The organism is Aliidongia dinghuensis, from assembly GCF_014643535.1.
Taxonomy (GTDB): Bacteria; Pseudomonadota; Alphaproteobacteria; order ATCC43930; family CGMCC-115725; genus Aliidongia; species Aliidongia dinghuensis.
The window spans coordinates 125,043-148,589 of sequence record NZ_BMJQ01000008.1; the positions used below are offsets into that span (position 1 = coordinate 125,043).

General features: G+C 62.9%; 24 protein-coding genes. 12 read left to right on the forward strand and 12 right to left on the reverse strand.

What is annotated here, in order from left to right:
• Positions 1 to 33: 33 nt before the first annotated feature.
• Both IEY58_RS16225 and IEY58_RS16230 read left to right on the forward strand, forming a co-directional pair.
• Positions 34 to 2,022: a B12-binding domain-containing radical SAM protein gene (locus IEY58_RS16225; RefSeq protein ID WP_189047609.1), complete on the forward strand. Its 1,989-nt coding sequence runs from the start codon at positions 34 to 36 to the stop codon at positions 2,020 to 2,022.
• A 19-nt stretch (positions 2,023 to 2,041) separates the two neighbouring features.
• Positions 2,042 to 3,019 carry an aldo/keto reductase gene (locus IEY58_RS16230; RefSeq protein WP_189047611.1) on the forward strand — a complete coding sequence of 326 codons (978 nt, stop codon included), beginning with the start codon at positions 2,042 to 2,044 and terminating at the stop codon, positions 3,017 to 3,019.
• 32 nt (positions 3,020 to 3,051) lie between these two features.
• On the opposite strand, the gene IEY58_RS16235 is transcribed toward IEY58_RS16230, so the two are convergent.
• On the reverse strand, positions 3,052 to 3,426 hold the full coding sequence (locus tag IEY58_RS16235; protein ID WP_189047613.1) for a hypothetical protein: 375 nt from the start codon (positions 3,424 to 3,426) through the stop codon (positions 3,052 to 3,054).
• Between the two features lie 316 nt (positions 3,427 to 3,742).
• On the opposite strand from IEY58_RS16235, the gene IEY58_RS16240 reads away from it, so the two are divergent.
• Both IEY58_RS16240 and IEY58_RS16245 read left to right on the forward strand, forming a co-directional pair.
• The gene (locus IEY58_RS16240; RefSeq protein ID WP_189047615.1) at positions 3,743 to 4,552 is read left to right on the forward strand and encodes an NAD-dependent epimerase/dehydratase family protein; all 810 of its coding nucleotides are present in this window, start codon (positions 3,743 to 3,745) and stop codon (positions 4,550 to 4,552) included.
• Between the two features lie 67 nt (positions 4,553 to 4,619).
• Positions 4,620 to 5,555: a hypothetical protein gene (locus IEY58_RS16245; protein WP_189047616.1), complete on the forward strand. Its 936-nt coding sequence runs from the start codon at positions 4,620 to 4,622 to the stop codon at positions 5,553 to 5,555.
• Positions 5,556 to 5,587: 32 nt separating this feature from the next.
• Here the strand turns inward: IEY58_RS16245 and IEY58_RS16250 are convergent, their stop codons facing one another.
• Both IEY58_RS16250 and IEY58_RS16255 read right to left on the reverse strand, forming a co-directional pair.
• Positions 5,588 to 6,313, reverse strand: a complete 726-nt coding sequence (locus tag IEY58_RS16250; protein ID WP_189047618.1) for a phytanoyl-CoA dioxygenase family protein — start codon at positions 6,311 to 6,313, stop codon at positions 5,588 to 5,590.
• Between the two features lie 58 nt (positions 6,314 to 6,371).
• A complete protein-coding gene (locus tag IEY58_RS16255) occupies positions 6,372 to 7,442 on the reverse strand; it encodes an FkbM family methyltransferase (RefSeq protein ID WP_189047620.1) in 1,071 nt (356 codons plus the stop codon).
• 73 nt (positions 7,443 to 7,515) lie between these two features.
• On the opposite strand from IEY58_RS16255, the gene IEY58_RS16260 reads away from it, so the two are divergent.
• From IEY58_RS16260 to IEY58_RS16280, 5 genes are all read left to right on the forward strand, one after another.
• Positions 7,516 to 8,535 (forward strand): GDP-mannose 4,6-dehydratase, encoded by a 1,020-nt coding sequence (locus IEY58_RS16260; RefSeq protein WP_189047621.1) that lies wholly within the window; start codon positions 7,516 to 7,518, stop codon positions 8,533 to 8,535.
• Between the two features lie 159 nt (positions 8,536 to 8,694).
• Positions 8,695 to 9,738 (forward strand): GHMP family kinase ATP-binding protein, encoded by a 1,044-nt coding sequence (locus IEY58_RS16265; protein ID WP_229743756.1) that lies wholly within the window; start codon positions 8,695 to 8,697, stop codon positions 9,736 to 9,738.
• A 1-nt stretch (position 9,739) separates the two neighbouring features.
• The gene (locus IEY58_RS16270; RefSeq protein ID WP_189047625.1) at positions 9,740 to 10,318 is read left to right on the forward strand and encodes an NUDIX hydrolase; all 579 of its coding nucleotides are present in this window, start codon (positions 9,740 to 9,742) and stop codon (positions 10,316 to 10,318) included.
• Positions 10,318 to 10,830, forward strand: a complete 513-nt coding sequence (locus tag IEY58_RS16275) for a dTDP-4-dehydrorhamnose 3,5-epimerase family protein (protein WP_189047627.1) — start codon at positions 10,318 to 10,320, stop codon at positions 10,828 to 10,830. Before IEY58_RS16270 ends, IEY58_RS16275 begins: the two co-directional genes overlap by 1 nt.
• The gene (locus IEY58_RS16280) at positions 10,830 to 11,813 is read left to right on the forward strand and encodes an NAD-dependent epimerase/dehydratase family protein (protein ID WP_189047629.1); all 984 of its coding nucleotides are present in this window, start codon (positions 10,830 to 10,832) and stop codon (positions 11,811 to 11,813) included. The genes IEY58_RS16275 and IEY58_RS16280 overlap by 1 nt, the downstream gene beginning before the upstream one ends.
• Positions 11,814 to 11,815: 2 nt before the next feature.
• On the opposite strand, the gene IEY58_RS16285 is transcribed toward IEY58_RS16280, so the two are convergent.
• From IEY58_RS16285 to IEY58_RS16325, 9 genes are all read right to left on the reverse strand, one after another.
• The gene (locus IEY58_RS16285; protein ID WP_189047630.1) at positions 11,816 to 12,670 is read right to left on the reverse strand and encodes an alpha/beta fold hydrolase; all 855 of its coding nucleotides are present in this window, start codon (positions 12,668 to 12,670) and stop codon (positions 11,816 to 11,818) included.
• Entirely contained in the window at positions 12,667 to 13,440 is a 774-nt protein-coding gene (locus tag IEY58_RS16290) for an SDR family NAD(P)-dependent oxidoreductase (RefSeq protein ID WP_189047632.1), read from the reverse strand. Before IEY58_RS16290 ends, IEY58_RS16285 begins: the two co-directional genes overlap by 4 nt.
• A 3-nt stretch (positions 13,441 to 13,443) precedes the next feature.
• Positions 13,444 to 14,517 (reverse strand): 3-oxoacyl-ACP synthase III family protein, encoded by a 1,074-nt coding sequence (locus IEY58_RS16295; RefSeq protein ID WP_189047634.1) that lies wholly within the window; start codon positions 14,515 to 14,517, stop codon positions 13,444 to 13,446.
• Positions 14,518 to 14,617: 100 nt separating this feature from the next.
• A complete protein-coding gene (locus tag IEY58_RS16300; protein ID WP_189047636.1) occupies positions 14,618 to 15,787 on the reverse strand; it encodes an FkbM family methyltransferase in 1,170 nt (389 codons plus the stop codon).
• Positions 15,774 to 16,346 carry a GNAT family N-acetyltransferase gene (locus IEY58_RS16305; protein WP_189047638.1) on the reverse strand — a complete coding sequence of 191 codons (573 nt, stop codon included), beginning with the start codon at positions 16,344 to 16,346 and terminating at the stop codon, positions 15,774 to 15,776. Before IEY58_RS16305 ends, IEY58_RS16300 begins: the two co-directional genes overlap by 14 nt.
• On the reverse strand, positions 16,346 to 17,449 hold the full coding sequence (locus tag IEY58_RS16310) for an aromatic ring-hydroxylating oxygenase subunit alpha (RefSeq protein WP_189047640.1): 1,104 nt from the start codon (positions 17,447 to 17,449) through the stop codon (positions 16,346 to 16,348). The genes IEY58_RS16305 and IEY58_RS16310 overlap by 1 nt, the downstream gene beginning before the upstream one ends.
• On the reverse strand, positions 17,446 to 18,534 hold the full coding sequence (locus tag IEY58_RS16315) for an aromatic ring-hydroxylating oxygenase subunit alpha (protein ID WP_189047642.1): 1,089 nt from the start codon (positions 18,532 to 18,534) through the stop codon (positions 17,446 to 17,448). Before IEY58_RS16315 ends, IEY58_RS16310 begins: the two co-directional genes overlap by 4 nt.
• Before the next feature lie 13 nt (positions 18,535 to 18,547).
• Positions 18,548 to 19,312, reverse strand: a complete 765-nt coding sequence (locus tag IEY58_RS16320; RefSeq protein WP_229743757.1) for an SDR family NAD(P)-dependent oxidoreductase — start codon at positions 19,310 to 19,312, stop codon at positions 18,548 to 18,550.
• A gap of 29 nt (positions 19,313 to 19,341) precedes the next feature.
• On the reverse strand, positions 19,342 to 19,575 hold the full coding sequence (locus IEY58_RS16325) for a phosphopantetheine-binding protein (protein ID WP_189047646.1): 234 nt from the start codon (positions 19,573 to 19,575) through the stop codon (positions 19,342 to 19,344).
• A 192-nt stretch (positions 19,576 to 19,767) separates the two neighbouring features.
• On the opposite strand from IEY58_RS16325, the gene IEY58_RS16330 reads away from it, so the two are divergent.
• The 3 genes from IEY58_RS16330 (at position 19,768) to pseG (ending at position 23,525) form a co-directional block, all read left to right on the forward strand.
• Positions 19,768 to 20,778, forward strand: coding sequence for a 3-oxoacyl-ACP synthase III family protein (locus IEY58_RS16330; protein WP_189047940.1), 1,011 nt, complete (start codon positions 19,768 to 19,770; stop codon positions 20,776 to 20,778).
• Positions 20,779 to 20,883: 105 nt separating this feature from the next.
• Complete coding sequence (locus IEY58_RS16335) at positions 20,884 to 22,473, forward strand: EAL domain-containing protein (RefSeq protein ID WP_189047648.1); 1,590 nt, start codon at positions 20,884 to 20,886, stop codon at positions 22,471 to 22,473.
• Positions 22,470 to 23,525 carry a UDP-2,4-diacetamido-2,4,6-trideoxy-beta-L-altropyranose hydrolase gene (gene pseG / locus IEY58_RS16340; protein ID WP_189047650.1) on the forward strand — a complete coding sequence of 352 codons (1,056 nt, stop codon included), beginning with the start codon at positions 22,470 to 22,472 and terminating at the stop codon, positions 23,523 to 23,525. Before IEY58_RS16335 ends, pseG begins: the two co-directional genes overlap by 4 nt.
• The last annotated feature ends 22 nt before the right edge of the window (positions 23,526 to 23,547 follow it).

Here is a 23,547-nt window from a genome sequence, read left to right on the forward strand (position 1 = left end):
TCCTCGGGATCCCCGCAGAAGGACGAATGAGGCATGGGCGCCGCGTCAAGAGACACTGTTGCCGTAGGGCTGGTGCAGATCAACAACAGCTTTTCTGGACAGAACTATCTGCCTTATTCGATCGGCCTGCTCGAATCCTATGTGCGGAAATATGCGGCCGATCCCGCGCGCTATCGAATGTTGCCGTCGATCTACAAGCGGCTGCCCGTCGGCAAGGCGGTCGAACGGCTGCGCGAGGCCGATGTCGTCGGGTTCAGCACTTACGTCTGGAACGGACGGATCTCACTAGAGATCGCCCGCCGCCTCAAGGCGCTGAAGCCGGACCAGTTGATCATTTTCGGCGGACCTCATGTGCCGGACGACCCGGCCCAATTCCTTCGGGACCATCCGTTCATCGATCTGGTCGTGCATAATGAAGGTGAGAAGACCTTTCTCCAGATCCTGGAATGCTTTCCGACGCGGGCATGGGATGCCATTCCGGGCATCAGCTATCTGGATGGTGACGGCAGCCTCAGGCGCAACCCGAACGCGCCCCGGATCCGCGATCTCGAGGAGATCCCGTCACCGTTTCTCGACGGCACGTTAGACCGCCTGATCGCCGCCGAGCCCGGTGAAAGCTGGATCGGCCTTTGGGAGACCAACCGGGGCTGCCCCTTTCAATGCACGTTCTGCGACTGGGGGTCGGCGACCGCGGCCAAGGTCAATAAGTTCGAAGAAGACCGGCTGAAGGCGGAGGTCGACTGGTTCGCGCGCAATCGGATCGAATATATTTTCTGCTGCGATGCCAATTTCGGCATCCTCAAGCGCGATGTCGACATCGCGAGCTATGTCGCCGAGGTCAAGGCCAAGACCGGCTATCCGAGGGCGCTCTCGGTGCAGAACACCAAGAACGCGACGGATCGCGCCTATGAGACGCAAAAGATCCTGTCGGACGCCGGGCTCAACAAGGGCGTCGCGCTGTCGATGCAGACCGTGGACATGGCGACGCTGGTCAACATCAAACGCGACAACATCTCGCTCGATACCTACACCGAACTGCAACGGCGCTTCGCCCGCGACAAAGTCGAAACCTATTCGGACCTGATCCTGGGCCTGCCCGGCGAGACGTTTGATTCGTTCGCCGACGGCATCAACACATTGATCGAGACTGGCCAGCACAATCGCATTCAGTTCAACAACCTGTCGATCCTGCCGAACGCCGAGATGGGCGACATCGGATATCAGCAGAAATTCGGCATGGAGGTGATCGAGTCCGAGATCATCAACATCCACGGCCAGAAGCTCGTGAGCGAGGACGATGTGCCCGAGGTGCAGTCGCTGGTGATCGCGACGGCCTCCATGCCGCGGGTCGACTGGCGCCGGGCGCGCTCGTTCGCCTGGATGACGGCGTTCCTCTATTTCGACAAGCTGTGCCAGCTGCCGATCGTCGTCACGCGGGAACTGTCCGGTCTCAGCTATCGCGCCATCATCCAGGCTGTGCATGACGCACCGGCTGATCGCTTCCCGTTGATCTCCGGCATCCGGGATTTCTTCCTGGCGGAGGCGGCATCGATCCAACAGGGCGGCCCGGAATATGTCTATTCCGAAGAATGGCTCGGCATCTATTGGCCGGCCGACGAATACATGTTCATCAGGCTGACGGCCGAAGGCAATTTCGATGCCTTCTATGGCGAGATGCGGACGATCCTCTCCGAGCTGGTGGCGGCGCGGGCGCCGCATCAATCCTTGGAGCCGCTCGAGGATGCCATCCTGCTCAACCGTGCCTCCCTGAAGCAGCCATTCGTCAAAGACAGCCTGACCGTTGCCACGCGCTTCAATGTGGCGTCGCTCTATCGCGGCGTGCTCGGCAACGAGCCGGTTGATTTGACGCCCGCGCCCGCGCGCCTGCACATCGACCGCGCCAGCCAGTCGTGGGACGATTTCGATGGGTGGTGTCGCGAGGTCGTCTGGTGGGGCAACAAGAAGGGCGCCTATCTCTACCAGAACAGCGTCATGGAGCCACAACTGGCGGGCCATTTCTGAGCCGGTTCGAGAACGGATCATGCGCTATCGGTCATTGGGCTCGAGCGGTCTCTCCGTCTCGGAAATCGGCTTCGGGGCCTGGGGCATCGGCGGAACGACGCCCGGCTCCACGTCCTATGGCGAAACCGAGGACGCGGCCTCGCTCGAGGCGCTCGAGCGCGCCTTCGAGCTGGGCGTCAACTTCTTCGATACCGCTGACGTGTATGGCTACGGCCATAGCGAACGCTTGATCGGCACATTCATTCGCGGGCGACGGGATCGCGTGATCATCGCGAGCAAGGTCGGCATGACCCGTTACGACCAGCCTGCCGATTTCAGCGAGCGCCACCTCGAAGCCTCGCTCGACGCGAGCCTGGCGCGCTTGGGCACCGACCGGCTCGACTTATTGCAGTTGCACAGCCCCCCGCCGTCCCTGCTCGAGAAATGGCCTGCGGCGATCAAGGTGCTTGGGGGCTTTCTCGACGATGGGCGGGTCCGGGCGCTCGGCATCTCACTCGCAAGCCCGCGCGACCTGTGGGCGTTCGATGAGCTGGACGCGATCTCGGTTATCCAGGTCAATCTCAATATGCTCGATCGCCGTGCGGTAACGGACGGCGTGCTGGCTCGAGCAGCAGAGCGCAGGCTTGGGGTCATCGCGCGCACGCCGCTATGCTCGGGGTTCTTGTCCGGGGCGGTCAACCGGCAGACGCGCTTCGGGCCGGGCGATCACCGCAACCGCTGGTCGCCACAGCAGGTCGGGCGTTGGATCGACGGGGCGGATGACGCTTTCGGCTGCATGATGCCGGGGACTGAAGGAACGCGAGCGCAAATCGCATTGCGCTATTGCCTGAGTTATCCGGAGGTCTCAACCGTGATTCCGGGAATGCTCGGTGCGGCTGACGTGCAGGAAAACGTGCGTGCGAGCGATTTCGGGCCGTTGCCGGCCGAAGATCGCTCGCGAATCGAGATGTTGGAGAATTTGCTGGTGGAGCGCCCGCCTGAGCGATTAGCTCCTTAGACCGTCCAGCAATGCGTCAGAGGAACCTGCCGTTAGTGCAAGTCGTAGGTGACAAAACCCTGGCTGGCAGCGCCAACGTTGCTGATGGAGAGGCCCACGTTAGGCGGAAGCAAGATCGGATATGCCATCATCCCAAAGGAAGCCTGCCCAGCGACAGCCTCGACAGCATAGATGACCCGATGTGTGCCGTCGGGAAAATCGGCTTGCAGATAACTGTTTGAGCCGGATGTTGCGATGCTCGCCGTTCTGACGGATGCTCCGCTCACGTTGGCTGATGCGGCAAATACTGTCGCTGTCGAGTTGGCCGGGATCGTCGCAGCGAAATATGAAGCGCCGATCCGTTCTTCTGCATGGACCGAACTGGAAAAGAGGAGAGCTGCCAAGCCTGCAACAAGGGTTCGATTCATATCGGCGTTCCTCCAGGGGATAGTCCAAAGGACGAATAACCTAAAAAAAAAGATCCGCAACTCATGATGGCGATAATTTGCAAGATAAGCGAAAAAACTTATTCTAGGTTGCGATCGTCAGCGGGGCACCGCACGCGGCGTATCAAATTGCCTTGCGCTATTGCTTTGAGTCATCCGTCGGTCTCTATGGTCAATCCTGGCATGCTGCCCACAACGGATATCGAGGAGAAGGTGCGCGCGAGCGAACTGGGCCCACTTCCGTGCGTCGCCACTGGGCAACGTGATTTGTTTCCTCTCTGAAGATGAGCGTCCCCGTATGAGAATGCTGATATCGGGTACCCGTCGCGGCTTGGGCCGCCGCGTCCTTGAAAGGATGGGCGGGGAGGCTTTCGAACGCGATACGGACCTTGGGGCTGTCTCGTCGAACTATTACGACGTGATCGTGCACTGCGCTGTCAATTCTGCGAAATCGATTGATGCAGGCAATGTCAACGACTATATTGATGATAATATATTGCTAACCAGAACGCTCGCCAGCGTTCCGCATTGTCTATTCGTCTATGTTTCCACAGTCGATCTCTATCCTGTGAGCGGCGGCCCTTATGATGAGGACTTCGAGGTCAAAGGGGAGGAGCTGGCCGGCGCCTACCGCGTCACGAAGTTTGCCGCCGAGGCCTATGTGCGCAAGCATTGTCCCCGTCATCTTGTTCTTCGGCCGACGACGTTGATCGGCCGCGACGCGAGGCCGATGTCCCTCACTCGTCTCTTGCTGGAAGCCGAGCCTAAATTATTTCTCGCCGCGGACTCTCGGTATAACGTCATCTCCCACGATATGGTGGTCGATTTCATCGAGGCGGCAATCGCTACTCAGACCGTCGGCATCTTCAACATTGCGAGCACAGGTTATTTGCGGCTGGCCGACGTCGCGAACTGGCTTGGAGTTGCGCCGAGGTACGGTGCTTATCACTATCAGGTCGCCAAGGTCGATAACGCTCGGGCGCTACGAATACTGCCGGCGCTCCAAAGAACTACAGCCGACGTGTTGCATGAGTTTCTGGTGAATGTGGATTTCTTTGGGCGTGATGTCGGCAGTTCCCGCGCCAATCTGCCGGAGATCGAACTGTGATACAGACAAAAGACAAAATTGAATTATTTTGAGGAAGGCCTCCGTGCCTCGATAGGTGAGATCTGAGATGCAACGCCTGGAACAACGCCACCTTTCTGTCGAAGATTTCGAGCTAGCCGTTGGTGCGCCTCTTCATGCTGACGAGATCGCAGCGATAGGGGCGGGAGATTGGCGCTATCAACCGTTGGCAGACGAGCAAAGAGATGCCGTCATTCTCGACTGCCTGAAGCGGCTGGAGACCGGCAACTACTCGATAGCGCGAGAAGGTGATCGGTCCCGGTGGCATGCTGGCTGGCGAGAAAATCTCGACGAGTTCACGTCGTCGCGAGGCAGCGTTTCCTCCCTCATTCCAAAATATTTTCGCAGCGGTATTCCGCTAAGGATTCACAAGAACTTTGCGTTCTCTTTGGATCCAGAGTTTGAGATCAAATTCGTAAAGATATTTAGAAAAGGTCTTTTTCGACGGTATCTGGCCGGATTTCCAAATATATATGAATTTGGCTGCGGCTCCGGCTTCAACATCAATACGTTGGCGGAAATATTTCCGGAATCCAGGATTTTTGGTTCGGACTGGGTGCCTGAGTCCGTTGCGATTATCGACAAGATGAGGGAATATCAGCGCTACAATGTATTTGGTCGTGTTTTCGACTTCTTCAATCCGGATTATGATTTCGAGATTGAGGAAGGATCTGCTGTTGTCACGATCGGAGCGCTGGAGCAGGTTGGCGACCGATTCGGCGACTTTTTAAAATATTTGATTTCGATGAAGCCGTCGCTCGTTCTGCATGCCGAGCCGATCGTTGAATGGTACGATCCAGAAAACTTGGTCGACTATACGGCTTTGGCGATCCACCGGAAGAGAAACTTCCTGGCTGGCTTGTTGCCGGTGCTGGAGGGCGAGCAAGCAGCCGGAAAGATCGAGATCATCGAGGCGCGCAGAGTCCCATTCGGCAGCACTCTTGTCGAAGCGAACTCGATCCTCGCCTGGCGCTGTCTCGTTTGATCGCAGGATTGGGCTTGGCTACTGCTCGGCGGCTACGTCACTTGAAATGTTTGCCGCCCAGCCGACCGGCCTTTGTTGAAATCAACCCCCTCACGTATATAAGTCATTAGTAAAGCCCGGCGCGAGCGATCGGCTGTAGTGTTGTCGTTGGACTCATGAATAATCTGGCCGTGTAGAAAAATTACAGAGCCGCGGCGTGCCGGAACGCAGACTGGGGAGATTTGATTTGGAATGGCGCACGCCAGACGATTTGCGTCCGGATCCTGTCCGAAGGTAGAGGTTTGCTCAACTGCGGAGACCTCGAGCAGTCCGAATTTGTGAGAACCGGGGTAGATATTGAGGCAGCCGTTCGCGAGATCGACGTCGTCCAAGGCGAGCCACGCCGAGGCAAAGGCGCCTAAAGGGGCTTGCACATAGAAGTTGTCTTGGTGAGGAGTAAATCCCTTCGTGCCCGGCCGCCCGAAGAAAAACTCCGTCTGCAAGCCCATCGGACGGCCGCCCACTAAGCGCGCAATAATCTGGACCAGACGGGGTTTCTGGGCGGCCTGGCAAAAAATCGGGACCATGCGATGAGGGTTCATCGTCGGGAGCAGGCTGCCATTCTTGGCGTTGTCGAAGTCCCGGCTTGCGGCAACGAGCGCGTCGACCTCTGCAACATCGAAGACATCGGGCTCGACGAAGAAGCCTTGTTCGTCGAACTCCTGCTCGGCCGCGTTGGCGTTGGCAGCAAAAGTAAACCGAGAGGCTGGCGCTATCATGTTGGCGGATCCGTTCATCCTTATCGAGCAAGCAAATTCCGTAGTCTTGAGTCGTTCACTACGGGAGCAGTTGTGGTTCGCCCGATTGCGGCGGGACATCATCATAGTCCCACGACCATCGGCGTCGATCGATGAAGCGCCCGAGCAGGAGGTGGGCGTGTTCCGGGCTTGCCGTTACCGCTGCCGTCAGTGCTTCGACTGCTGCGACCGCATCATTGGAATCCACGGCGGCGAGCGTCTTGATGAGCGAATTGATCTGCTCCGCCTCATCTCCCGTGGCCCAGGAGGCGAGCGCCAGTTCCAGCGCGAAGTCGAAATAGCCAAGGGCCATGGCGGCCAGGACCAAGGCTTTCCTGCTGCGTTCGGGCAGCGCGACGGGGACTGCCGAGCCCTGCAGCGGATCCTTGAAGAACACGGCTTCAGCCCACAGCGCACGCTCGCGGCCGCGCGCTCGAGCCTTGTCGATCCGCTTCCCTGAACGCAGATGGATCGATTGAAATCCATAAAAGGAAAAGCCCAGTGCGCGAAGATAGAGCTCCATCTCCGAAAACAACGGCTGATCTTGATAAATTTGACAAAATTCGACTTCGGAAACGACGGCGATCGTATGTTCTCGCAGCGTTTTTTCAGCACCGCGCAGTATCGCAAGCTCTGTTCCCTGGGTGTCGAGCTTGATGATCTCGCCGTGCGGCGTCTGAGATTGTTTAGCGCCAAATATGACTTGGTCGAGAGTGGTGATCTGAAGGTCGGTCGTGCCGACGGGGGCAAACTTCTCCATCCTGTACCGCTCGATGAACGGTCCGTTGCCCGGTAGAAGCGAGTGGTTCGTCGGCGCCGCTGTCAGGTGCAGTCTTGCCGGTCCGGCAAACTCGCCCAAGCCGAGGGGTTCGAGTCGGAAGTCCGCCCAAGGCGTCACCAGCGCTTGGTTGGCGAGCAGGCCTTTGCAGGCTTCCTCATCCGGCTCAAAGGCGAGAACCGTAGTGATGTCGGCGATCGGTGCGACGAGGTCATGAACCCCGCCCCGCGCGCCGACATCGACGAACCCGAGGGGGGCGCGGGAGAACTCGGCTGCGAGCGATGTGGCTTTGAAGGCAGCCGAATGTGAAATGGTATTGTAGTGCTTCGACATCGATAACCCCGACAGGCCCCTGGCCGTCCTGTTATATATCAGGCAAGGATCATGGGCTTATAGAGGTTCAGTCGTGGCATCTCCTCGAGCGTTGATCACCGGCATCACCGGCATGGTGGGCTCCCATCTCGCCGAATTCCTGCTCAGGGAAACGGATTGGGACATCTATGGCATGTGCCGCTGGCGCAGCCCGCTCGACAATCTCGCCCCGATCATCGACCGCATCAATCGGGGCGACCGTGCCCATCTCCTGAACGGCGATCTGCGTGACACGCTGTCGATCCAGGATGTGGTTGCCAAGTCGAAGCCCGACTATGTCTTCCATCTGGCGGCGCAGAGCTTCCCGCGCACCAGCTTCGAATCCCCGCTCGATACGCTCGACACCAACGTGCAGGGCACCGTGCGCGTGTTGGATGCGCTGCGTACGCTCGCGCCCAAGGCGGTGATCCATGTTTGCGCCTCGTCCGAGGTGTTCGGTCGGGTGCCCAAGGAAAAGCTGCCAATCGACGAGGAGTGCAGCTTCCACCCGGCCTCGCCTTATGCAATTTCCAAGGTCGGCACCGATCTCGTCGGGCGATTCTATGCCGAGGCCTATGGCATGACCGTCATGACGACGCGCATGTTCACGCATACCGGGCCGCGGCGTGGTGACGTGTTCGCCGAATCGACCTTTGCCAAGCAGATCGCGATGATCGAGCACGGCCTGATCCCGCCGGTGGTGAAGGTCGGCAACCTCCAGTCCATGCGGACCATCGCCGACGTGCGCGACGCGGTTCGCGCCTACTACATGCTTGTCACGGTCAATCCGGTGCCGGGCGCCTATTACAACATCGGCGGCAGCTATAGCTGTACGATCAAGGATCTGCTGGATACTTTGCTCAGCTTCTCGCCGCGCGGCCATGAGATCGAGGTTGCGGTGGATCCCGAGCGTCTGCGGCCGATCGATGCGGATCTCCAGGTGCCGAATGTTGCCAAGTTCGCGGCGCACACCGGCTGGCGGCCGGCCATTCCGTTCGAGACAACAATGCGCGATCTGCTTGATTATTGGCGGCAGCGCATCGCGGCGGAGGGAGGGCGGTTTCTCACGCGCTGAGACAAGGTCGTATTAACGATCTGGAGACAATTCGTCACTAATGCTTTAACTGATCGCCGTTTAACACCTGGAGCTCACAAAGTGCGTTCCTTAGATCTCGCCGCTTCGGCTCCCGTCATGAAACGACGCGAATGGAGCCATGGTCCGGAAAGAAGTCTCGTGGAACTTGGGCAGGTAAGCGCAGGGCCTGACGACGACCGCGAGCTTCAGCCGCATGTCATTTCGAGAACGCCGTTTCGGCTCTCGTTCTTCGGCGGCGGCAGCGATTATCCGGCGTGGTACCTCAAGCATGGCGGTGCCGTTTTATCCGGCGCGATCAACAAGTACTGCTACATAAGCTGCCGGCGGTTGCCGCCATTCTTCGGCATCCGGCATCGCATCGTCTGGTCCCATATCGAGACGGTGAATTCCATCTCCGAGATTTTGCACCCCGCGGTCCGCGTCGGTTTGCAAATGCTGGGACACAAGGACGCGGACGGTATCGAGCTTCATCACGAGGGCGATTTGCCGGCGCGCTCCGGCATCGGTTCGAGCTCGTCGTTCGCCGTCGGGATGATCAACGTGGTAAGTGCCATGCACGGCCGGCGCCTGACCAGGCACGAACTGGCGTTGGCGGCGATCGATCTCGAACAGAACTGGCTCAAGGACCATGTCGGTTCGCAAGACCAGGTGGCTGCGGCCTATGGCGGCCTCAACGTCATCCGATTCAACACGGATGGTTCCATCGGGGTGGAGCCCATCGGCCTTGCGCCGCAGCGGCGCGAACTGCTCGAAGGCCGCCTCATGATGTTTTTCGCGGGCACGACGCGGCTTTCGACCGACCTCGCAAAGAAGCTCATCGATAATCTCGATGCGAAGCGCCGGGAGATCGAGGCCATGGAGCAAATCCTGCATCAGGCGATCCCGATCCTGAAAAACGGCGATCTCGATGACATGGGGAACCTGCTGCACGAGAGCTGGTTGCTCAAGCGTAGCCTGACCAGCAGCATCTCCAACGACACGGTCGACGATATCTACGATACGGCTCGTGCGGCTGGCGCGCTCGGTGGCAAGCTGCTGGGGGCCGGGCAGGCGGGCTTCATGGCCTTTTATGTGCCCGAACGATCGCAGGATAAGGTGCGGGCAGCCTTGAGGAACCTGATCGAGGTGCCGATACGGTTCGATTTTAGCGGTTCGACGCTGATCAATCTCGAAGAGGTTTGAGGTGGCTCAAGGGCGCGAGCGTTTTCGGTCGGCGTTCTCGACCCCTTGGTTTGTCATTGAGGAGAGCGTTGGGGCGGATCCGGCGAGCCAACCGTATTATCGGCTGGCTGGCCCCGATGGAGCGATCTGCCTGCCTTTGACGCGGACCGGCGAAATCGTGCTCGTCCGTCAATTTCGTCCTGCCATCGGCCAGATGACGCTCGAGATCCCGGCAGGTAGCATCGATCCGGGGGAGACGCCGGAAGCGGCGGCTTTGCGCGAGGTCATGGAAGAGACCGGCTATAGATGTCGCCGGATCCATCGGCTGGGCCGTGGCCGATTGCTGCCCAATCGATGTTCGTGGTCGGAATATTTCTTTTTGGGTTTGGGCGCGGAATCAGACGGTCCCGCAGAGAGTGGGGCGGAAACTCTGGTGATGGACCGCGCCGCATTTCGCCAGCTGCTGGCCGACGGTCAAATCGAGCAGAGTGCGGTTTTTTGTTTGCTTGGGATGGCGACGATGGGGCTTTCCGTCGATCTCCTAACGGATCCAGTCGAGGTTATCTATCGCGCCGTCGACGGCGCCGGGGCGGAAGTGTAATGGTCAAGGTTGCTAAGACGGATTTGGATGGCGTGCTTGTGATCGAGCCGCCGACGATCTTCGAAGATTTTCGTGGCCACTACGTGGAGCTTTACAACCGGACGCTCTATGAACAGGCGGGCGTCGATCAGGATTTCTTGCAAGACGACATATCCGTATCCAGTCGTCACGTGTTGCGAGGTATCCACGGCGATCGCAAGACATGGAAGTTGATCTCCTGTCTTTACGGTCGGTTTTATTTCGTCGTCGTGAACAACGTCCCGGGCTCGCAGCAGTTCGGGAAGTGGCAGGGTTTCACTTTGTCCGACACCAACCGGAAGCAGGTGCTTGTGCCGCCGGGGTTCGGTAATGGCCACGTTGTTCTAAGCGAGACCGCTATCTTCCACTATAAACAGACGACTGAATACGACAGAGCGTCACAGTTTACGCTGGCTTGGAACGATCCTGCCTTGAATATCTGGTGGCCGGTCCGCGACCCGATCACATCGGAGCGCGACCAAGGCGTCGGCTGATGTTTGCTGGCAGGAAGATCCTCGTGGCGGGGGCGAGCGGCTTTCTGGGAGGGGCGCTCACGCGTCGGCTGGTCGAGCTTGGCGCCCTGGTCCGGGGCTGCCATCTCTCGCGTGCTCCAGACTATCACCACGCCAATCTGGAATGGTTGCGCGTGGATTTGGAGGATGAGCAGGCCTGCGCGTCGGCCTGCGTGGGCGCCGACTACGTGCTCATGTGCGCCGCCAACACCTCCGGCGCCGCCGCCATCACGAGCACGCCGCTGGTTCACGTTACGCCGAACGTGATCATGAATGCCCGCATGCTCGAAGCCGCGCACCATGCCGGGGTCGAGAGGTTCCTGTTCATCAGCAGCGGCGCTGCCTATCCGGACCTTGGAGAAGATCATCCGCTGCGCGAGGACGAGATGTTTCGCGGCGACCCGCCACCCGTCTACTACCCAGTCGGCTGGATGAAGCGGTACACGGAAATCTTGTGTCGGATCTACGCCGAGCGGATCGCCGATCGGCCCATGACAACGATTGTCGTCCGCCCCTCGAACGTCTATGGACCCGGCGATAAATGGGATTTTGCGCGTTCGCACGTGACGGCCGCGCAGATCCGGCGCGTGATTGAACGTCACGCACCGATTGTCGTTTGGGGCGACGGGACCGATGTCCGCGATCTCATCTATATCGATGATTTCGTCGAGGGCGCGCTACGTGCCCTTGCCATCGACAGGCGCCATTTCGTCGTGAATATCGCTAGCGGTCGCGGCTATTCCATCCACGAGATCGTCCAGACAGCGATCCGCGCGGACGAGTATGTTGGGGCCGAGATCCATTTCGATCCGAGCAAGCCGCGGACGATTGGCAAGCGGTTGTTCGATGTTTCCCTGGCTCGTAATCTATTGGGCTTCAAATCACAGGTGCCGATCGAGGACGGCTTTCGGCGCACGATTGACGCATTCCGCGCCGCTCATGGTACGCCGCGACCGGCTCGATGAGCTCAGCCGGCTGAGCGAACAGGTTCATCCGCTCGCCTCACAAAGTCGCCCAGAAGCGCATTCACCCAGTCCGCCGCCGCTAGATGCGGCAGGTGGCCGACCGCGTCCAGCAGATGGATCGGCGCGTCGGTCGGCAGCCATGCTGGGCCGGGCAGGGGAACGACTTGGTCATCGTGCCCCCAGATGAGCTGTAGCGGACAGGAGATCCGGCGCCAATCGGTTGGCATCACATCCATGGTGCAGCACGCGTCGAAGTTCTGCCGCAGGAATTCAGCCATGGCGGCACGAGCCTCCGGCACTGCGATCTTGGCGAGCAACCCGCGGGCAAAGCGCGTCACGTCGATTGCGGCCCCGCCAAACAGATGTCGCGAGCAGGCGGTCGCCTCGTCCAAGCTCGACACCTCGGAGAGCCGCTTCAGGAACCCGTAGTCGTGCTCCGGCGAGATTGCGGCGCATGAGATCAAGGTCAGGCTGCGTGCCTCTATCAGGTCGAGCTCGACGACCCCCAAAGCAAGGCGCCCGCCAAGCGAATGGCCGATGAGATGCGGCCGGTCGAGGCCCAACGTCCCGATCGCCCGGGCGAGCCAATGGGCCATGTCCCGCCAAGGGCCGATGCCGGGAGCCGCGCTCGACAATCCATGCCCCGGTAGGTCGATGGCCACGACATGGCGGTCACGGGCGAGCGGGGCGACATTGAACTGCCAGGTTAGCATGTCGCCGGAGAAGCCGTGGACGAGCAGGACGGGCGGCCGGTCCGGCGAGCCCATGCGAAGCAGGCCGATCTCGGCGCCATCGACCTGGACATACTCTGGCTTCAGGCGGCCGGGCGCGCTGCGAGGCTGTGTAATCGTGCTCATTGCGCCATGAATCCGCCGTCGACCGGGAGGACCGTCCCTGTGATCCAGCGCGCGGCGTCGGACAGCAGGAACGAGACGGCATGCGCCACGTCTCCAGGCATGCCGATCCCGAGCGGATGAGCGGCGGCGAGGGCGGCATTCTGCTCGGCCGATAGCATTGAGAAATGCTTCTTCGCCTGTGCCCCCTTGACGATTGCGGGGGCCACGCAATTGGCGCGGATGCCGAGGTCGGCGAGCTCAAGAGCGACCGAGCGCGTCACGGCAACGAGCGCCGCCTTGGACGCGGCATAGAGCGTCCGGCCCTTCTGCCCGCGCAAGCCCGCAACCGAGCCGATATAGACGATCGAGGCGCCCGGAGCGGCGACGCCTCTCTGCCGGAGCGCACGTGCCAGCAGGATCGCGGCCCCGACATTGATCGAGAAATAGCGGTCGAACTCGGCGGCGCCGATCTTGCTCAAGGGCGAATAGCCTTGGTGGGAGGCGCTATGGACGATGCCGCCGAGCGGGCCGCCGCTTTCGGCGATCTGCCTGACCCAGGCCGGAATGCCATCGAGCTCGGTGAGATCATAAGGCGCAACGAGATGCTGCTCCGCGGCCGGGAGCAGTGCTTTGGTCGCTTCGAGCGCCTCGACCCGCCGGCCGGCCAGGACGAGCCGCGCGCCGTTCCGGGCGAGCTCGCTCGCGATCCCACGGCCGATGTCGCTGTCGACCGAGGCGCCGGTGACGAGGATGCGCCGGTCGGCGAGCGCGCAGGGCGAGGGGGGTGACAAGGCTTAGAGCGCCAGCCGCGGGAAATCTTCCGGCACTTCGATCACGCCCGGCGTCACGATCGGCCCGATGTCGAGGACCATGCCGCCCCAGGACCAGCCGACGCCGAAGCCGCCGAGGAGCAGCTTCGGGCGCCGCGTCGCAACCGGCTCGGACAGCGAATGGCAGATCGCCAGCGGGATCGAGGCGGAGCTTGTGTTGCCGAAGCTCTCCATGTCGATGATGAATTTCCCGGGCGGGATCTTGGTCTTGTTGCGCAGATGCTCGAGGATGAACTTGTTCGCCTGGTGCATGACGCAATAGTCGATCGCGTCGAGGTCGCAGCCGGCGTGGTCGAGGATGTCGCGCACCAGCGCCGGCACGATGCGGAGCGTGAAGGTGAAGATCTCCGGCCCATTCAGATGCAGATGCGCGTCCTCGTAAAGCGTGCCGGCCTCGCCGCCGCGCAGCACCGGCACCAGGTTGTGCCGAAGGCCGCCGGCTTTGATCGAGATATGCTCGGCGCCACGCGCATCGGTGCCGACGGTCACATGGATGGGCGCGGCCTCGTCCGACCGCTCGAGCGCCGTGGCGGCGCCGGCATCGCCGAAGAGCGGGCGAGTCGAGCGATCGCCTGGCAGCAGCAGGCGCGAGCTCACGTCCCCGCAGAGCAGCAGGGCTCGCCGTCCCTGCGACCCTGCGAGCAATTGCGAGACGAGCCACAGGCCATAGACGTAGCCGGAGCAACCGAGGTTGACGTCGAATGCAGCACAGCTCGTCGGTAAGCCCAGGCGCTTCTGCATCAGGCAAGCGGTCGCCGGCAGCAGATAGTCCGGACCCTGCGTCACGAACACGATCGCGTCGATCGTCGACGGATCCCAGTCGAGGTCGGCCAGGAGGCGCTCCGCCGCTGCGACCGCAAGGTCCGACGCCAGCATATTGGGCGGCGCGATCCGCCGCTCCCGGACGCCGATCGAGGTCGCGAGTTTCCGCGCCTCTTCCGGCGAAAACATTTCCGGCGTTTCGACGAAGGAATGACGCTGCGTCGGCACCGCGGCATGGAGCCCAGCAATCCGGACGCCATTGATCGTCGCTTTCATCGCAACCCTCTCTTCGTCTCTTCCGCCATTTTATGGCGACCCGCCTACGGTAGCTTTGCAGGCATTAATGGCCGCTAAACACATCGAGTGGTGTCCGTCGCTACGGGCGCGCGCCCTGATGGCAATAGAGGTTCGTGTCGTAGAGCCACGGCGTGAATTGCCGCAACGACAGTTTGTAGCCAGGGGCGATCGACGCGATCTGTGCCGGAAGGTCGAAAAGATCATCGGTCTGGTGGTAGGCCGATATGCAGAGGCCCGGCCGATTCCGGGAGATCTGGCTCGCGCCGCCGCTCAGCGCCGAAGCCTCTGAGCCCTCGACATCGAGCTTGATCGCGGTCACGGGGCGGTCGACGACTTGATCGATCGCGGTCACTTCGATCGCGATATCGCCCCCCTCGCTCACATAGCTGCCCTGGTCGTTGCCGGCGGCGAAACGCAGGGTCCGGCGGTCGGAATACAATCCTTGGCGGAAGCGCTGGATACCCGGCAGATGCTTTGTCCGTTCCTCGAGCAGCGCGAAATTCGCCTCGTCGGGCTCGAAAGCATAGATCTGGTCATAGGCGGGGCCGAACTTCTCGATGAATTTGACGACGGTGTCGCCGTCATAAGCACCGCCGTCGACATAGACATGGGTCGTGGTCGGCCTGAGCCAGGCAGGCTCGCCGGCAGCGGCGCTCGCCAAGTGGGCGGCCTCTAGATAGCGTCGCTCGCCAGTCAATCGGAACAGCAGCACGCTATAGAACACGCCGCGACTGAGCTCGTCGTCGAGCGCACCGGCGAAGCTTTGCCACCGGTCGCGCCGCCCCCAGGCCGACTCGACCAGCCGATCGTAGAACTTTGCCTGTACGGCCGGATAGGCGAAGCCCGCGCGTCGAAAGGCATGGATCAGGCCCAGCCATTCGATGTGCCAGGCGTCGCAATAAGCGCCGAAATGAGCGGCAGCGCCCTTGCTTTCGACCATCATCGCGGCGAGAAGGCGCGGGTGCTGTTGCTTGAGATCGGCAAGCGCGCTTTCGGCCACGATATCGAAAGGACCGAGCTTCTTGCCGGCCGCGTTGTTATCGCAGATCGCGATGATCTCGAGTGCACCAGCTTGCGCGACGAAGGCACGAGCATAAGGTGTTGCACCGATCAGCACGAGCGGGCGGTCGCCCAGGTCGAGTGCGGCGACGCGATCGTCTTCGAACAACCGGAAGGTGGGATTGGCCGAGCGCTCCCAGCGCTCGGCTAGTCGATCGAGCGCGCGCCGCAGGGCATCATTGTCCAGCATGATCGTCCTCGTTCGGAAAGGCAGAAAGCGTCTTCTCCCGCGGGAACAGCCGAGGCCTCGTCTCCCATTCGGCGCGCGTCAGTTCGAACATGTGCAGATCGTGGAACTGGCCGTACTTGAAGACATGTTCCTTGAGCACCCCGACCTCTCGCACACCCATCAGGCGCTTGGCTTTCACGAAATTCACATTTCCGCTCATGATCGTGAAAATCGCCTTGTTCAGGTCGAGGCGATAGAAGCAATAGTCGAGGATGAAGGAATTGGTATAGGCGGCCAGATGCCGTTCATGCGGCTCGAGGATGAGATAAGTTCCGGGCACGCAATGGCGATTGACGCGGTCGATCTCGGAATAGGACAGGTGGCCGACGGGCATGCCGTGGCGCAGCACGATGAAATGCTCATAGTCGCTGCGATGCGCGACTGCGGCGAGCCACCGCTTCTGCCTTTCGAGATCATAATCGATGTCGGTCAGCATGTAGCGCGTGATGTCGGGTTGCGTCCGCCAGTCCAGCAGCAGCTTCGCGTCCTCGATCGTCGGGCGGCGGAAGGTGAAGGGCATCAGATCATCCGGGCCATGTAGCGATCTTGGAAATGGGCGAGGCGGCGTTCGTTGGCGCCGAGGAGCGCCGGCCCGGCCGCATCGGCGACACCTTCCTGGACGCGTGTCGTGACAGCGATGTCTTCCGCGACCACCGCGCTGTTGAACTCCGTCAACGCGTCGACGACCGCCTTTCGCACCGCGGGATTTTGTTCGCCGGTTGAACGCGCGAAGCGCAGTCGGTAGCGCAGCAAGCATCGACCGGCATCGATCGGCTGATAGGTCTGAAGGCACATCAGGCTGCCGTAGCTGAGTGCAATCAGCAGATTCGGGAACAGCTGGTAATGGTCGTAGGCCCGGTATCGCTCCAGCCGCTGCAGCTTCAGGCGGCGGACGACGCGTTCCCACCAGGCGATATTGTCCCCCGACATGGCGAGGCGCCCATAGGAATGCTCGCCCAGGCACTCGCCCTGGAATACGGGGGCGTTTGGTGTCACTTTCGCAAAGGTCGTCGGATGCACGAGGCCCGCATGATAGACCTCGATGGCGCTCTCGACCGCCAGCTTCCAATTGGCGGTCCAGACGATCGAGCAATCTGCAATCGAGTCGGTAAAGGTTTCCGACAGTTCGGCGACCGCGTCCGCGTACGCTCCAAGCGCGGCGTTAAGGCTCTCGCCGTCGGCGGCGATGCGGGCGAAGACAAAGCGGCCGCATCGTTCGACAGCGATCGGCTTCAATGCCAGGGCTTCGCGTGCATTCCGGTCGATCTGGAAGGCTTCGGCGTTGGCCGGGATGCCGACGGGAACCCCGGCCTCGTTGTATGTCCAGCCATGATACGAGCAGCGCAGCAAGCCGTTGCCGCATGCTGCGGCGCGCAGGCGCGCATGGCGGTGCGAACAGACGTTGTGGAAGCCACGCAGACGCCCGTCGAAGTTCTGGATGACGATATTTTGTCGGCCGATCGTCGCCGTCACGAAATCGTTGGGATTTTCTAGCTCGTCGGTGAAGCCGACGAACTGCCAGTTACGTTCGAAGATGCGGCTCTGTTCCTCGGTCAGGATATCCGCCGACCGATAGAACGTGGGCGGAATGCGCGCCAGGGTGTAGAGCGTGCTTTCGGTCATCGGCCCTCCATCGCGGCACGCCACGCTTCATGGAACGCCGCGATCCGGTCCTCGTTTTGGCCGAGGCGGGCAGGGCGTTCGGCCAAGTGCTTGCCGTGCTGGACCTCTTCCGAGATCCGCTGATCCTCGCCCAGCACTCGGTCGTTGAACTCGACAAGGCTGCGCTCGATCGCGCGGCCGGTGACGGACTGGCGCTGCTCCGGCTTGCTCGACGGACCGGCCGCCATCCAGAACTTGAGCCGCGTCACCTCGGGGCCGGTCGGCTCGTAGACCTGCAGGCTCAGGAACGTGCCGGCGCTCGCGATCACCATCATGTTCGGGAACAGGAAGAAGTGGTCGTAGCCGGTGAAGCGCTCGGTCGTGGCAAGGCCGAGGCGTGTCGCCATGCGCCGCATCGAGGCGCGTGCCTCGTCCGCGAGATCAGTCGGGCCGAAGGAATGGGGACCCGCGAATTCGCTCGGCCTGACCGTGCCGGTCATCGGGCGGAACGAGTGCGGGTGGATCATGTCCAGGTGATAGCCCTCGAGTGCGCTCTCGACGCCGATCTTCCAATTCGCGGCCCACGTGACCGCCGCGCGTTGGAACGGCCGGCCGAGCGTCGTCGAGAGATGGGCGAGCGGCTCCGCATAGGCGCCGAGGACCGTCGCCAGATCGGGGCCATCGGCAGTGAGACGGGCGAAGACCAGGTCGCCGCAGCAGGCAACCGCGACCGGGCGCAGCGCCAACGCCTGCCGGCCCTCGCGGTCGAGCCCGAAATAGTCGGCGTTGCCGGGGATGCCGACCGGCACGCCGTCGCCATTGTAGGTCCAGCCGTGATAGGGGCAGCGCAACAACCCGTTGCCGCACTCGGCCTGGCGCAGGCGCGCGTGGCGGTGCGAGCAGACATTGACGAAGCCGCGCAGCGCGCCGTCGAAATTCTGCACCAGGATGCTGCGGCCGGCGAGGTCGGCCACGACGAAGTCCTGGTGTTGGGCGAGTTCCTGGCGCAATGCCACGAGCTGCCAGCTGGGCTCGAAGATCCGCTGACGCTCGGCGGCCGAGACCTCCAGCGAGAAATAGGTCGACGGCGCCAGCGCCTCGGTCATCGGCTCCATCGTCCTAGCCGGCGAGCAGGCCGCCGTCGAGCAGCAGGCTCGTCCCGGTCATCCAGCGCGCGGTGTCGGCGATCAGGAAGGCGATGGCGTTGGCGACATCCTCGGGCCGGCCGATGCCCATGGGATAATGCTGCAGATATTCTTCGAACTGCGCCTCGCTCATGGTCGAGCGGAAGCGGTCGGCCATTTCCGTGTCGACCAAGGCCGGGCAGACGCAATTGACGCGGATCCGGTCGCGCGCGAGCTCGACGGCAAGCGCGCGGGCGGCCGAGACGACAGCGCCCTTGGTCGCGCAGTAGACAACATTGCCCGCCTGACCGACGAAGGCCGAGGCAGAGGCGACGAACACGATCCCGGCGCCCTCGACGGCCGAGCCGCGCTGGCGGAAGGCGCGGGCGAGCGCCAGGCCGCTCGCGATATTGATGCGGAACATGTCGCTCATGAAGGCGGCGTCGGCGTTGCGGATCGGCTTCGACACCTGCACGCCAGCGCAATGGGCGAGACCCGAGAGCGGTCCGCCCACCTGGGCGCAGTCTCGAAGCCAGGCCGGGATCTCGTCGATGGCACCCAGATCGAACGGGGCCGCGCGATGGCCGTCGCCGGCCATGATCTCGACCGTCTGCTGCAGGCGGTCGGCGTCGCGCCCGGTCAGCGTTACCCGCGCGCCGAGCCGGGACAAGAGCACCGCCGTCGCCCGGCCAATGCCGGACGAGGCGCCCGTCACCAGGACATGACGGCCGCTCAGATCCATTGGATTGACGACCGGCATTGCGGAACTCATGACGGAGGGAAGGTCACTCAGGCCTCTAGCTGGACGCTCAGCAACGCCAGAAGATCGGCGACGCTCTTTGCCTCGGCGAGCTTCTCGCCTTCGAGGATCACGCCGAACTGCTCGTCCACGAGCGCGATGAAGCTGATCACCGCTAGGCTGTCCCACTCGGGGATGTCGCTCAGCTGTTCGTTCCCCTGGAGCGTGCCTTCCGGCAGATCGAGGGTATTGTCCAGGAGTGTGAGGAAATCGGAGGTTTTCATGAGTTCGCTCATATCATCGATGACCGGCTTTAGCCGTCGGTCAAATCTGGGCCCATAATGGTTAACGAACGCTTGTCGCGCCCGGACCTAAAGCAGCGAACATCGTCGTCCGTCAGTGATCACAGCGCGTTAAAGTCTGGCTAACAACTCCCTGACAGGATGCGATTATCGTTTCGCAGGGACCCCGTCGTGATGCAAGTCGGCATTGCCGCCATTTCCTACCATCTTCCGGAGACCGTGCTGGACAACGCCAGCCTGGCCGCCGCCAATCCGCGCTTCCAGCCGGAGAAGGTGAAGGCCAAGACCGGCATCGACCGGCGCCATGTCGCGGCCCCGGACGAGACGGCGGTCGATCTGGCGGTGGCGGCGGGCGAGCGCCTTTTCACCGAATCGGGCATCGACCGTACGAGCGTCGACCATCTGATCTTTTGCACGCAGGCGCCCGACTATTTCCTGCCGACCAGTGCTTGCGTCGTCCATGGCCGGCTCGGCCTGCCCGCCGAAGCAGGGGCGGTCGACATCAACCTCGGCTGTTCGGGCTTCGTCTACGGGTTGGGCCTGGCCTCCGGCCTCATTCACTCCGGCCAGGCAAGCCGCGTCCTGCTGCTGACGGCCGATACCTATTCCAAATTCATCGATGTCGAGGACCTGAGCGTCCGTTCGATCTTCGGCGACGGGTCGGCGGCGACGCTTGTCGAGGCCGGGGGCGGCAGCATCGGGCCCTTCGTCTACGGCACCGATGGCAAGGGGGCCGAGCACCTGATCGTCCCGACCGGCGGCTTGCGCGCGCCGGTCGACGAAGCCTCGCCAGATGACGGCTATATCATCCATGGCGGTCGTCGGCGCGCGGGGCGGCCGCTGCATATGAACGGGCCCGAGGTGTTCAATTTCTCGATCGCGGCCGTGCCGGCGGCGGTGCGTGCCCTGTTGCACAAGGCTGCGCTCACCATGGCGGACGTCGACCTGTTCGTGTTCCATCAGGCCAACACGACCATGCTCGAGGCGCTTCGGCGCAAGCTCGAAATCCCGGTCGAGCGGTTCTTCGTCGATCTCGCCGATGCCGGCAATACGGTCTCTTCGACCATTCCGATCGCGCTGCGTCGCGCGGCGAGCCAGGGCCGGCTGCAGGCCGGGGACCGGGTCATGCTGGTTGGTTTCGGTGTCGGCTATTCCTGGGCTGCCACGTTGCTGACCTGGTGCTAGCCCGATGACCTTCCCGAAATGGCGGCGCCGGCTTCGCCCCGGCCAATATCGTGTTGTGCGCGACGGGCGTTCGCTCCGATCCTTCGGATCCGCGGTGTCTCCAGCATGCTGAAACCCAGCCTGATGCGGTCGCCGGAAGGGCTGATCGTCCTTCTGGCAGCCTTGCTGCCGCTCGTGGTGATCGCTGGCTTGTGCTGGCGGACAGCCAATCTGGAGCTCGAGCGGCAACTGGACGCCGCGGCGGATACGGCCGTGGCCGACGCCGACCGGTTGATCGGCGACATCGTCACCGGGCTGCACGAGCGCGAGGGGCTGGTCGGCACCGACTGCACGCCCGCGACGATCGAGCAGCTCGACCATCTCACCTACGAATCGCCCCTCGTCCGCTCGGCCGGACTGTTCGACGGGAAGGGGCAGCTCTATTGCACCAGTCGGGGGGCCTTCCGCGCCGACATCAGCACGGCAGCGGGCTCGACCCGACGCGGCGGTCTCGTCATGCGCGTCGGCCGCGCCATCGTCACGAATCGCACCTCGCTCATCGTCCAGCTCCGGCGCGACGACGAAGCGGGCATCGGCGCCGTCGCCGATCTGGCACTGTTCGACCAGCTGGCGACACCCTTGTCGTTCGAGGGCGCAGGCGCGGTCAGCGTCGTGCTGGGCGAGGCGACGCCGCTGCGCACTGCCGGCCGGCCGATCGAAAGCATGGCGAAACACCCGTTCTGCGTCAGCCGGCGCTCGCACAAGTTCGACGTCGCGGCGACCGTGACGGTGCCGCGGGCAATGGTCTGGTCGCTGTTCCGGCGCGAGCTGGCGCTGTTCGGGGCGGCCGGTGTGATGCTGTCGGCAATGTTGGCTTGGCTCGCACTCCGCGGCATCGCCAATCGGCAATCGCTCACGCGCGGCCTGCGCGCGGCGCTCCGCCGGCGCCAGTTCGAAGTGCATTACCATCCGGTCATCGACATCCAGAACGACCGCTGCGTCGGCGCCGAGGCACTCATCCGCTGGCGCCATCCCGACCGGGGGCTGATCCGCCCGGACCTGTTCATCCCGGTCGCCGAGGAAACCGGGCTCATCATCCCGATCACCCGCTGGCTGATGAACCGGGTCCGCGACGACTTCGAGGGTGTCGACCTGCCGCGCGACTTCCACATCGCGATCAATCTGGCGCCGGTCCAGTTCAAGGACCGCACGATCGTCGACGACATCCGCGCCATCTTCAGCGGGCGCAACCTGTCCCCGGCCATGCTCGTGCTCGAGGCGACCGAACGGTTCCCGATCGACGACGCCGGCCGCAAGGTGATCGACGCGCTCCGCACCATGGGGCCGGGCATTGCGCTCGACGATTTCGGCACGGGCCACAGCGGGCTCGCTTACCTGCAGAAGTTCCACGGCGACTATCTCAAGATCGACAAGACCTTCGTGCAGACGATCGGCACCGACGCCGTGACGCGCACCGTGGTCGATTCGATCATCAACCTCGCGCGCGAGCTCGACATGGAGATCATCGCCGAGGGCGTCGAGACCGTGACGCAGCTCAAATACCTGCGCCAGCGCGGCGTGCCCTACGCCCAGGGCTTCCTGTTTGCGCAGCCGCTGCCCTTCGCCGAATTCGAGAACTTTCGGCGGACGCATCCGAGCCCTTGTGCGCATCATCTGAAGGCGGAGGAGGCCCCGCGCGAAGAGGTGCCGGCTTGAGCCCCAAGATCTTGCAACCGTTGATCCTGTTTCGCGCCGATGCCACGCCGGCCATGGGCACTGGGCACGTCATGCGCTGCCTGGCGCTCGCCGAGGCCTTGCGCGACCGCGCGATCGATGTCGCGTTCGTCGCGGCGGCGCTGACGCCGTCGATTGCCCACCGGCTCGCGGCCGAGCGCATCGACGTGCATCCCGCCGGGGACCCTGACGACGCCGCGGCGACAATAGCGCTCGGCCGCACGCTCGGTGCCAACGCGCTGGTCGTCGATGGCTATCATTTCAGCGCCGCGTGGCGCCAGGCGGTCCGGTCGCTGGGCGTGCCCATCCTTGCGTTCCAGGATCTGGACGACGGCGCGCCGCTCCACGCCGACCTGGTGCTGAACGCGGCCGCCCGGCCCGAAGAGACGAAATGGCGCCGGGCGGCGCCGGCCGCAACCTTCCTCACGGGGCCGCGGTACGTGCTGCTGCGCCGCGAGCTGCGCCGGGCCGTGGCGGCGCCAAAGCGACCGGTCGCCGCCCGCTCGGCGCTGCTCGTCACCTTCGGCGGCGCCGATCCCACTGGCCTTACCCTGCCGGTGACAGCGGCGCTTGCAGGCGTACTGGGGCCGGAGGCGACCCTCGACGTGGTGATCGGCGGCAGCGTGCCGAACGGCGCTGGGCTCGTCGACCGCGTCGCCGCGCTCGACCCGCGGGTTTCGGTCCATCTCGACCCGATCGAGATGGCGCCGCTCATGGGTCGGGCCGGTCTTGCGGTCTCCGCTGCCGGCGGCACGATCGGCGAGCTTGCGGCGCTGGGCGTGCCGGCGCTGATCGCGATCGTCGCGGAAAACCAGGTGGCAGGCGCTGCCGCCTCGGCCGCTGCCGGCTGGTGCGAAGCCGTCGACGCCCGCGCATCCGGCGCCGTCGCGACCCTGGCGGCGCGCGCCGCCGCCCTCTGGGCCGATGCGCCATTGCGCCAGGCGATGGCGGACCGGACCGCCGGGCTCATCGATGCCGGCGGGGTCGACCGGGTTGCCGACGCGCTGGTAAGCGCGATGCAAACACTCTGGTAACCACACTGTCGCTAAGGTCCGC